Annotated in this window: 15 protein-coding genes and 1 pseudogene; 11 read left to right on the top strand and 5 right to left on the bottom strand. The window is 32.2% G+C overall.

Annotated elements, in window-relative coordinates:
- The coding region (locus SOY52_RS03715; RefSeq protein WP_320847639.1) for a hypothetical protein at positions 1 to 250 on the top strand (250 nt) is incomplete at its 5' end.
- Positions 251 to 445: 195 nt separating this feature from the next.
- Here SOY52_RS03715 and SOY52_RS03710 read toward each other — a convergent pair.
- Together SOY52_RS03710 and SOY52_RS03705 are read right to left on the bottom strand one after the other, a co-directional pair.
- A complete protein-coding gene (locus tag SOY52_RS03710) occupies positions 446 to 1567 on the bottom strand; it encodes a glycosyltransferase (protein WP_320847638.1) in 1122 nt (373 codons plus the stop codon).
- Between the two features lie 73 nt (positions 1568 to 1640).
- Entirely contained in the window at positions 1641 to 2414 is a 774-nt protein-coding gene (locus SOY52_RS03705; protein WP_320847637.1) for a hypothetical protein, read from the bottom strand.
- 121 nt (positions 2415 to 2535) lie between these two features.
- On the opposite strand from SOY52_RS03705, the gene SOY52_RS03700 reads away from it, so the two are divergent.
- The 8 genes and pseudogenes from SOY52_RS03700 (at position 2536) to SOY52_RS03665 (ending at position 6646) form a co-directional block, all read left to right on the top strand.
- The gene (locus SOY52_RS03700; RefSeq protein ID WP_320847636.1) at positions 2536 to 3531 is read left to right on the top strand and encodes an SPFH domain-containing protein; all 996 of its coding nucleotides are present in this window, start codon (positions 2536 to 2538) and stop codon (positions 3529 to 3531) included.
- Positions 3532 to 3542: 11 nt separating this feature from the next.
- Entirely contained in the window at positions 3543 to 3719 is a 177-nt protein-coding gene (locus SOY52_RS03695; protein ID WP_320847635.1) for a ribbon-helix-helix domain-containing protein, read from the top strand.
- 102 nt (positions 3720 to 3821) lie between these two features.
- Complete coding sequence (gene cysK / locus SOY52_RS03690) at positions 3822 to 4754, top strand: cysteine synthase A (RefSeq protein WP_320847634.1); 933 nt, start codon at positions 3822 to 3824, stop codon at positions 4752 to 4754.
- Positions 4755 to 4757: 3 nt separating this feature from the next.
- Positions 4758 to 5168 carry an RrF2 family transcriptional regulator gene (locus SOY52_RS03685; protein ID WP_320847633.1) on the top strand — a complete coding sequence of 137 codons (411 nt, stop codon included), beginning with the start codon at positions 4758 to 4760 and terminating at the stop codon, positions 5166 to 5168.
- A gap of 209 nt (positions 5169 to 5377) precedes the next feature.
- Positions 5378 to 5644: pseudogene (locus SOY52_RS03680) on the top strand (BrnT family toxin); the annotation flags it as partial.
- Positions 5616 to 5891 (top strand): BrnA antitoxin family protein, encoded by a 276-nt coding sequence (locus SOY52_RS03675; protein ID WP_320847632.1) that lies wholly within the window; start codon positions 5616 to 5618, stop codon positions 5889 to 5891. The pseudogene SOY52_RS03680 and the gene SOY52_RS03675, both read left to right, overlap by 29 nt.
- Positions 5892 to 6055: 164 nt before the next feature.
- The gene (locus tag SOY52_RS03670; RefSeq protein WP_320847631.1) at positions 6056 to 6436 is read left to right on the top strand and encodes a transposase; all 381 of its coding nucleotides are present in this window, start codon (positions 6056 to 6058) and stop codon (positions 6434 to 6436) included.
- 54 nt (positions 6437 to 6490) lie between these two features.
- Entirely contained in the window at positions 6491 to 6646 is a 156-nt protein-coding gene (locus SOY52_RS03665) for a hypothetical protein (protein WP_320847630.1), read from the top strand.
- Positions 6647 to 6788: 142 nt separating this feature from the next.
- Here the strand turns inward: SOY52_RS03665 and SOY52_RS03660 are convergent, their stop codons facing one another.
- Both SOY52_RS03660 and SOY52_RS03655 read right to left on the bottom strand, forming a co-directional pair.
- Positions 6789 to 8423 (bottom strand): alpha-glucosidase, encoded by a 1635-nt coding sequence (locus tag SOY52_RS03660; protein ID WP_320847629.1) that lies wholly within the window; start codon positions 8421 to 8423, stop codon positions 6789 to 6791.
- A 287-nt stretch (positions 8424 to 8710) separates the two neighbouring features.
- Positions 8711 to 9103, bottom strand: coding sequence for a hypothetical protein (locus SOY52_RS03655; RefSeq protein WP_320847628.1), 393 nt, complete (start codon positions 9101 to 9103; stop codon positions 8711 to 8713).
- On the opposite strand from SOY52_RS03655, the gene SOY52_RS03650 reads away from it, so the two are divergent.
- Both SOY52_RS03650 and SOY52_RS03645 read left to right on the top strand, forming a co-directional pair.
- Positions 9093 to 9566, top strand: coding sequence for a hypothetical protein (locus SOY52_RS03650; protein ID WP_320847627.1), 474 nt, complete (start codon positions 9093 to 9095; stop codon positions 9564 to 9566). The genes SOY52_RS03655 and SOY52_RS03650 overlap by 11 nt on opposite strands.
- A 33-nt stretch (positions 9567 to 9599) precedes the next feature.
- Positions 9600 to 10187, top strand: coding sequence for a TetR/AcrR family transcriptional regulator (locus SOY52_RS03645; RefSeq protein ID WP_320847626.1), 588 nt, complete (start codon positions 9600 to 9602; stop codon positions 10185 to 10187).
- On the opposite strand, the gene SOY52_RS03640 is transcribed toward SOY52_RS03645, so the two are convergent.
- The coding region (locus SOY52_RS03640; RefSeq protein ID WP_320847625.1) for a flavodoxin family protein at positions 10184 to 10575 on the bottom strand (392 nt) is incomplete at its 5' end. The two genes, SOY52_RS03645 and SOY52_RS03640, sit on opposite strands and share 4 nt — an antisense overlap.

The following is a 10575-nucleotide window of genomic DNA, read 5'->3' as shown; positions in this document are numbered from 1 at the left end:
CAAAATTGAGCCAAACAGAGTTTTTATAATTGGCTCTGTTTTAAAAGAAGCGCTTGCTAAAAATGGGTTTGTCTACACCACGTGTGTTAGAGGTTTTAGGGATAGAGGGCTAATTGATACAGAAGATAGTAGTGAAGGCACAACAAGAATACTAGTTGCAAAATCTATTCGTGGTGTAATTGTCAGGTGTTTAGAGGCTCATATTTCTCTTTCTGTTATGGAAGAAAGCGAGGAGGACTTCTTATGTTAATAAAAAATAATACCTTTTTGACAAAAATATTCTTTGAAAACGATATTATTCTTACCAAATTAAAGGTATGCAATAATATACTATACCTACTGTAAAAAGAATAACAGTATAGTTTATTATTTATTGAATAGAATATCCCTTTGATATTTGATATTAGAGGATATAATAAAAGCTCAACATTGTGAGCTTTAATCTTTACTTTTGATTTATTGCATCATTAAACATCTTTTCCATTTGATTTACGCATTCTTCAAGAGCATACTTTTTAGCACTTTCTGCATACTTGATTTCCATTTCTTTTCTCTCTTTTGGATGCTTAAACCAGTAATCAATTTTAGATGCTAAATCATCGCTATTACCAGCTTCAAATAAACTTCTATCGTCGAGAGCAAATTGCGGTGTTGCAGAGCGTTTACTATTTGAAATAACAGGAACAAGACCAGAAGCAAATGCTTCCATACAGCTCATCGCTTCAATTTCTGCATCTGATGCATGGATATATAAATCTGTTTGACTAAATAAATCCTTTAATTGATCCTTTGTTAAGAAGTGCATCATTATTGGGTTTGTTAAGCCTTCTGCTAACTTCCTATATTCCTTTTCAACAGGACCTTGGCCTGCTAAGAATATTTGAATGTCTTTTTCATATTTTGATTTCTTAACAGCTTTAATTATTAAATCTTGTCTCTTTTCGTATGAATATCGACCACTCATTACGATTAAGAATTTATTTTTAAAAATATCATCTTTATCTTTTTTCCTATATACAAAGTCAGATTCTATACCATTTGAGATTACTCTAATATCTGCATTGTAGTGGTGTTTGACTAGCTGGTTTTTAATCATATTACTAGGGCAGTGTATAAACTTATGATATTTATATATATACTTTCTACCTACAAAATAAGTAAGACTAATTAATGGTTTGAAGTTTCCAAGATGGACAGAAAACCAAATATTTTCTGGTTGAACATGGAAAGCACTAGTCATAGGCTTATTGTATTTAATTGCCATTTTGGTTGCCATTTTTGAAACCATAAATGGCATAACGATGTGGACAAAGTCTGCCCATTTAACTGCTTCTTCTACTATTTCTTTTACTGGTTTTGCAAATACAAATCCTTGCTTTCGAATAAGACCATCAAAGATAGGAACCTTAACTACAGGAAGTCCCCACTTATCATCTCTTGATTCACCAGATGCAAGAATTCTTACATCATGTCCATGCTTCTTTAATATTGAAAACAATCTGCGAGCAGTAATAGTATTGCCATTATTAGCACCATCAAATTGATCCAAAACCAGTAGTATTTTCATAATAAAAAGATAATCATCCTCAATTAATTTTCAAAGTTTTTATATCATACCATATCAATTATAGATATTCCACTTAACTTAGCTCCTTAATAATTTCATTTACCTGCTTATCAGCTTTATAAATCTCTTGAGCTTTTAAAGCATAATCAAGAGCCTTTGCTTTGTCCTTATTTTTTGAATAACCATATGCAAGCCCTGCATAAATTGTAAAGCGATCCCATTCTGCAGTTTTTTGCTTTTCCATAATTTTCTCTGCATCTTGGAAGAGCTTTAACCCTTTCTTCTTATTACCACCTGCAATACCAGGGGAGTGGAGATATCTATCAGCTGCCATTAAAAGGACATGGAAATCTTCTGGATAATTTTTATAAGCATTATCAACTATTTTAGTAAATGCCATACCCTTTGATAGTGAACCATCAATTAAATACCAAAACGAATTAGAAAGAGCTAGAAGTATTTCTGATGCGCTAATTGGAGCGCCTTTAGCAATACCACTTTCAAGAAGTTTATCTGCAGCTTGCATATATGCTTTAGCAACATCTTTTCTTTCAGGTTTAACTTCAGTTGCATATTTAGCAACTATCATACAGGCACGAGAAAGTGATAAATCTTGCATCCAAGGATCATATTTATAACTTGATATTTTTTGTGTTAGAGTCTTATACCCATCTAATGCTGTATCAAGGCCACAGTCATCAAATACTGTTTTTAAAAGGTCTTTATATTCTTTATTATTAACAAGGTCCGTAAAGTAATTTATCGAACCATCTTCAGCTGCGGTTAAGCTAAATATTGAAAAAAGTAAAATTGTAATAATTAAGGATATCTTCTTTATTTTATGCATCAATTTATCTACCTCTATTCAAACATATATGAAAAAGGGGTAATTGGCAATGTATGTTGACAGTATTAATGCAGGATGATATTATTTTGATATCATAAAAAATCATCAAAGGAGATTACTTATGAAACAATCAGAAGAAAGAATTATCAAACCATTAAATGGTTTTGTAGGTCTTATTGTTAATATTATAGTTTTACTATTAAGTGTATTATTGTTTGTTTTTGATGTTATTTTATTTGAAGGATTAGCTATTAATGGTCTAACATTTGGCTTATTGCTAGCATTAAGTATTATTGTATTTGTTGCATCATGCATATGTTTTGGAGGCTTAAGAGTTATTAATCCTAATGAAGCATTAGTACTTTCCTTATTTGGTAAGTACTATGGTACTGTTTATGATAGTGGATTTTACTTTGTAAACCCATTTGCAACTGCTATTTATCCAAAGAAAGCAGAAGAAGATGCAACAAAAGAAGCAGTGCAAGGTAGTGCAAAACAAATTTCTTTTAAAATGGCTCCTAGAAAGATTAGTACGAAGATTCAAACCTTTGCAAATGGTTCTCAAAAGGTAAATGACTCTCTTGGTAATCCAATTGAAGTAAGTGCTATTATTGTTTGGAAAGTTATTAATGCAACTAAGGCTGTTATCAATATTGATGACTATAAGACTTATCTTTCAAATCAAACCGATTCAACTATAAGAAATATAGCAAGGCTATATCCTTATGATATTATCAATGATAACGATGATGAAGAGGAGATGACTTTAAGAGGATCTGCTTCTAAGATTGCTAATGAGATGCAGGAAGAGTTATCCCAAAGAGTAGCTAATGCAGGTATTGAAATTATCGATGTAAGGTTAAATCAGATTGCATATGCACCTGAAATTGCAGCTGCAATGCTTCAACGCCAGCAGGCAGTTGCAATTATCGCTGCTAGACAGAAAATCGTTGAAGGTGCTGTATCAATGGTTGAGATGGCTCTTGATAGACTTAAAGATGATAACGTTGTTGATCTCGATGAAGAGAGAAAGGCACAGATGGTATCAAATCTTTTAGTTGTGCTTTGTGGAAATAAAGAAGCATCTCCTATTGTAAATGCCGGTAGTATCTATTAATTTGGTATAGTATGGGAGCTAAAGATAGTAAAAAACAAATTCCATTAAGAGTTTCTTCTTCTCTTTATAACGAGCTTCAATCTTGGGCTGAGGATGAATTTAGATCATTAAATGGCCAAATAGAATATCTCTTAACTGAAGCTGTAAAAAAGAGAAGAAAGAGGGATGTTGTTAATGAAGATGAATAAAAGCAGGGATTATTCTCTGCTTTTATTGTTTCCCCTATTGACATGGTAGGTAAATATAAATATTATTCACCTATCCTATAAGTAGGTAATAAGGAGGCTCTCATGGCACTTTATAAATCAATGGAAGAATTAGTTGGTAAAACTCCTCTAGTAGAGTTACAAAATATTGAAAAGAAATTAAATCTTAAAGCACGTTTGCTAGCTAAACTAGAATATTTTAACCCAGCTGGAAGTGTTAAGGATAGGGTTGCTCTTTCAATGATTAATGAAGCAGAAAAAGATGGAAAGTTAAATAAGGATACATTAATCATTGAACCAACTAGCGGAAACACAGGTATTGGTCTTGCTGCAATTGCTGCAAGTAAGGGGTATAAAATTACAATTGTAATGCCTGATACAATGAGTGTTGAAAGAAGACAGCTTATGAAGGCTTATGGTGCTAACCTTGTTCTTTCAGAGGGCGCTAAGGGAATGAAGGGTGCAATTGCTGTTGCAGAAAAGCTCCATGAAGAAAATCCTAATTCAATAATCGCAGGTCAGTTTGTGAATCCTGCTAACCCTAAAATTCACTACAATACCACTGGACCTGAAATTTATAGCGATACAGACGGTAATATTGATTATTTTGTTGCAGGTGTTGGTACAGGTGGTACAATTACAGGTGTAGGTAAATATCTAAAGGAAAAGAGTGATAGTGTTAAAATTGTAGCTGTTGAACCAGAAACATCACCTGTTCTTTCAAAGGGTGTAGCTGGAGCTCATAAAATTCAAGGTATTGGAGCAGGCTTTGTTCCAGCTGTCCTTGATAGAAGTGTTATCGATGAAATTGTTACAATTTCAAATGATGATGCATTTGAGTATGGAAGACTACCTGGTAAGCTTGAAGGCTTTTTAGTTGGTATTTCCTCTGGTGCTGCACTAAAAGCTGCAATTGATATTGCTTCAAAAGAGGAAAATGCAGGTAAAACTGTTGTAGTTCTCTTACCTGATACAGGAGATAGATATCTCTCTACACCTTTATATCAAGTGGAGTAAGACGTGTATATTTCAACAAAAGGTAGATACGCATTAAGAGTTTTAGTTGACCTTGCAGAAAGTGGTAATGGTCGTCTAGTACCACTTTCTGAGATTGCTGAAAGACAGGAAATTTCCTTAAAATATCTTGAAAGAATTATGCCATTACTAACTAAAGCAGGATTAGTAAATGGGGTTTCAGGAAAGAAGGGTGGTTATTCACTTACTAAAAAACCAAGTGAGTACAATGCTGGTGATGTATTAAGGTTAACTGAAGGTACTCTTGCTCCTGTTTCCTGCTTGGTGTGTAATAGCGAGCCTTGTTTAAGAAAGGATAAGTGTAAAACAGTAGCTTTGTGGTCTAGTTTGGAAAATAAGGTTAATTCCTTCTTAGATAGCGTAACTATAGAAGATATTATTAATAAAAACTATTAATAAAAATAATTAGATAACTGATAAGATCGAAACAGCCTGTAGATTTTGTTCTGCAGGCTTTCTTTTTATCTAAAATGAAGAAGTTATTTTTTGAAACTATATTAAATTAAATATATTTGACTATATATATTTTTAAATATATATTTTAGTTAGGAGAAGAAGAAATGACAATAGTCAGCGATGATGGAAGGTTTTAATGGGATAGCAAAAAAAACGATCTGAATAAAAAAAAGCATCTATTATCGTTTGAGGAAATCCTTGAGGTTTTTGATGATCCTGCATTTCTTGAAATTGCTGATATCGAACATTCTGTGGATGAGGAACGGTTCAGAGGAATAGGATGCATTAGAGGAATTGTAATAATTACGACATGTTTTATGGAAAAAGGAAGAAGAATAAGAATAATTAACGCAAGAAGAGCAACATCAAAAGAGGAGAAGATATACAATGAAAAATACAAAGAATATTTCGGATGAAAGACTTAAAGAAATTTTAGCTATTACCCCTGTTCCTGATGATGATTCACCAGAAATAACGGATGAGCAAGTAGCAATGGCACACTTAGCACACATATCTCATCCTGAATGGTATAGAACGGTCCCTTTAAAACAACGAATATCAATTAATATAGATAAGGATGTTCTAGATGCATTGAAAGCTGAAGGAAAAGGTTATCAGACAAGAATCAATAAAATCTTGAGAGATGTTGTTCTAGGTGCCTAATATTAATATGTTTTCAAAATCAATGATAAAGCAGATAAGCAGAAAGAGCTAAGCATGATAGACAAAAAGCTATTAGTAAGGCATTAGAAGCTGTAGGTAAAAAGTCTAAAGATTATAAAGATTCAACCTATGGTAAGAATAAATACCTTACCAAAAAGCCATTAGTGGATGGTGAAACTGTAGAAGCAGATGCATTTGAATATGTTTTTAATGATAAAAAGCTAAAAGAATATGAGAAGTTAGATGGATACTACATTATTTGTACCAATGTTGTTGGTGCAGCAAAGATAAATAAAGATTGCTCTCAAGATAAGTGCTGGTACAAAGATGGGTTTCTTACATTTAACCGTGTAGTTCCTGCTGAAGAGATTGTAGATATATATGGCGGACTTTGGAAAATTGAGGAAACCTTTAAAGTAAGTAAAACTGGAATGCTTAACTTAAGACCTATATTTCATAGTAAGCAAGATAGGATAAGAGCACACTTCCTTTTATGCTTTATTTCGCTTGTAATTGAAAGGTTGCTTAAATATAGAATGAATTGAAAATATTCATCGAAGTAAATTCAAAAGTCTTTATCCTCTTTTACTGCTGTTTAGATGGATGGTTCTAATATATATCAGATTTCTTACTATGATATTGTAATTAAAAAAGTTTTAAATACTTTAGGTATAAATGTTAATAAAAAGTATTTGCTACAAAGTGATATTAGAAGAATAGTTGGTAAAACTAAGAAAAAAGTTTATGAGCTATGATTTCTAACCCTACATTTTTATGTGATAATTTGCTCTTATTAATGCCATGTAATACAAGAAGTTACATGGCATTTTACTTCTCGCTAGCTGTCAAAGAAGAGTTATTAGTCAATTAAAAGAGTGTTGTCAAAGAAAAGAATTTTTATTTTCTCTTTAGTAACACAGCTTCATAAGGCTTAAAAGTATTACTTTGAGTTAATAAATTCTCATCATAGTTATTGAGTAATACAGAATAATTACTAAATGGAAAATCAATAGTTTCAATACTTTCTGAGAAGTTTGAAATACAAACAAATTCTTCTTCTCCTAATACTCTTTTGTAGGCAAAAATAGTAGGGGCGTTTTCAAATAAGAATTCCAAGTTTCCTCTTTTTAATGCTTCGTTAGATAGTCTAATACTTACTAGTTTTTTATAAAAATTTAATATAGAAGTGCTATCATTTTCCTCTGCTTTTACATTTATTTTTATATAGTTTTCATTTACACCTAACCAAGGGTTATTTTTTGAAAATCCTGCATACTTTGTATCATTCCACTGCATAGGAGAGCGAGCATTATCACGAGAAATAAGCTGACAGCGTTTAAAGGCTTCAGCTTCACTTTTACCCTCTGCAATTTCGTGATCAAAAAAGTTTTTGGTATCAATATCATTATATTGATTTAAATCAGAGTAATAGATATTAGTCATACCAATTTCTTCCCCCTGATAAATAAATGGAGTTCCCGGAAGTAGGTGGGTAATCATGGCAAGTAGCTTTGCTGACTCCTTCCAATACTCTTTATCATCTCCATAAAGTGATACTTGTCTTGGTTTATCATGGTTTGACAAAAATCTTGCCCAGCATCCATCTTCTTTTAATATTTCATAGCTAGCTTTGATATCAGCTTTCATTTTGCTAACAGACCAGGTATCAACTTCAACAACTGGAGGGATAAACGGAATTGCCATATTAAATTCTTTTCTTGAATCACTTGAGTATTTATACAGTTCTTCTGGAGATGAAACACTTACTTCTCCGACACTCATAACGTTATATTCATCAAAGATTTTTCTTAATTCTTTTATAAGAGAATGAGTATTATCTCTTCCACTGCAAATATCCATGCAAAATGAATAACCCATAGCATTAGGTTTATTAGGGGAGTAGTCAAATGGAGCTTTTTCGAGGTAGCTTATTGCATCGACTCTAAAGCCATCAACACCAGCTTCACACCACCATCTAACCATGTCAAATACATCTTTTTTTACCTTTGGTGATTTCCAGTTTAAATCAGGTTGGCCTTTTGAAAACAGGTGTAAGTAGTATTGGTCTCTTGCTTCAACATAGCACCATGCACTTCCTCCAAAGCATGATTCCCAGTTATTAGGCTCTTTACCATCTACACCATCAGCCCAAATGTAGTAGTCAGAGTATTCATTATCTTTTGATTTTGAGGACTCCTTGAACCACATGTGTTCATCTGAGGTGTGGTTGATTACTAAATCCATTATTACCTTCATTCCTCTTTTATGAATGCCGTCAAATAATTCTTTTAAGTCCTCATTTGTTCCAAAGACAGGGGAAACATCTTTGTATGAAGAAATATCGTATCCATTATCCTTGAATGGAGATAAATACACAGGGGAAAGCCAAATAGCATTAACATTTAAACTCTTAATATAATCGAGCTTACTGATTATCCCTTTTAAGTCACCAATTCCATCGTTATTGCTATCCATAAAGCTTCTTGGATATATTTGATAAACAACTAAATCTTTGTACCAATCATTTTTCATGACTATCGTATTACAATATTTTTAAGGAAAATGTCTATTAAAAACTTGTATCTCTGATTAATCATAATCATTCGTTTTTATTACACACTTAGTTAAGCTTTCTTATAGTGTCGCACCTGAAATTAAGGTTAATAATTCTTTTTGTTAAATAAAAAACAGCTATGAAGACTGTAATACTACAATACTTATAGATGTTGATAATTAATATAAATTTCAAGTTTCAGAATAATTAATTAAATAAATCACTTCCTGCTGATATAAAAAGCAGGTTACTTGTTAATTATTTTTTATAGTCCGAATAGCTCTTCAAGCTCTTTCTTCATCTCTTTTGTCTTTTCATCAAGAAGTGTTGGGTCACTTGCTGAAACAGATGTATAAATCTTTAATTTTGGTTCTGTGCCAGAAGGACGTACAACAAATGGTGCATTATCAGATAGACAGAACTTTAATACATCACTCTTTGGTAGGTTTGTTGACTCTGTTTTGCCACATATGTATTTAATACTACCAAGTTTGTAATCGCCTTTAGAAACAAGAGAGTAACCAGCAAAGGAGGTTTTATCGCATTCTCTTACTTTAGCCATAATCTCCTGCATCTTATCAAAGCCTTTTTTACCTTTGAATTCATAGCTAGTTAATGCATTCGAGGAAGGTGTTTTAATTGTTAATTTGGAGTGCAAAAAGTGTGAAGATTATCCATATCTTCCTCGCTTTGGCTTAAAATTCTATCTAAATGGTAGTAACAAGGATAAGCTTTATTACTATGGAATGGGCCCTTATGATTCTTACTTAGATAAAAACCAAGCATCCTACTTAGGATACTTCGAGGATAAAGTTGGAAATCTTTTTGAGCATCACATTAAACCTCAAGAAAATGGAAGTCTCTTCAATACCTATTTGGTAAAGGTTAATGGTATAGTAATTCAAAGCACAACACCTTTCTCCTTTAATGCTTCAATGTATTCTGTTGCTCAGATTCTTGAAAAGGAACATGACTATGAACTTAAAGAGGAAGGGCTAAATCTACACATCGACTATAAGATGAGTGGTGTTGGCTCTGCTGCGTGTGGGCCTGAACTCAGAGATGAATATAAGTTAAAAGAAAATGAGTTTAGTTTTAATTTTGATGTAATCATTCCTTGACAGGCTAATTTTTATTAGCCTATGATTTTGGCTATGACTACAAAAGAGAAAATATTAAAACAAGCTTTAATTCTTTTTTCCGAGCATGGATATGAAGGAGTTAGTGTTGCAATGATTGCAGAGCGTTGCTCAATTAAAGCTCCTTCATTATACAAACACTTTAAAAGTAAGAAGGAAATATTTGAAGAAGTGTATAACCATTCTTGTAAAAAGCTTGATGCTGTTATTTCTCAAATAGCTTTAAAGGAAAGTGAAGAGAAAAATATTAGTGAAGAAATCCTATTTCAAAAACAAAAGGAAATTGTGAATTTACTAATTCATGATGATGAAATTAAAAGATTAAGATGCCTTATGAAGCTTTCAAATGATAGCCAAATTAAATCTATGTATTCAAAGAGATTTTTTGATCAAATTATTAATTACCATGCCACTATATTTTCCTCATTGATTGAAAAGGAAATAATGATTAATGAATCTCCTTCCGCTCTTGCACTTTTGTACGATAGTCCAATTATCGTTGCTATTGATGAACTCGATAGACATCCAGAGCGAGAAGAAGAGTTATTAATGAGACTATATGAGCACTGTAAACTCTTTATTAAGCTGGTAACAATTACTTAAATTATTGATTTAATTTGATTTTTTATTTCATCAGTAATTTCTAAAACCTTATCCTGATAAGCTTCAAATGCTAAGAAAGAAGTGAATGGAACATTAATATATGCCATCATTTCTTTAAATTGGTCATGTATAAGCTTATATTCAACATCTGAAGTTTCTGCACCACCTGTTAAGATAAGTTTAAATTCTTTTCCCTTCCAATTGTTAAAGCTATATAGGCGGTCGATAAAGCATTTAAGAGTTGCTGTGACTCCCCACCAATAGATAGGAGAGATAAATACAAGAGTCGATGCTTCATTAAGTTTTTCAACTACAACTTCAAAATCATCTTTAATAATACACTTATGATTTTCATTTTTATGACATTGATCACAACCCATGCATGGCT

It is taken from the genome of Bullifex sp., from assembly GCF_034103065.1.
Lineage (GTDB): Bacteria > Spirochaetota > Spirochaetia > Sphaerochaetales > Sphaerochaetaceae > Bullifex.
Note: the sequence above shows the minus strand (reverse complement) of the source record. Positions and strands in the feature narration are given on the sequence as shown.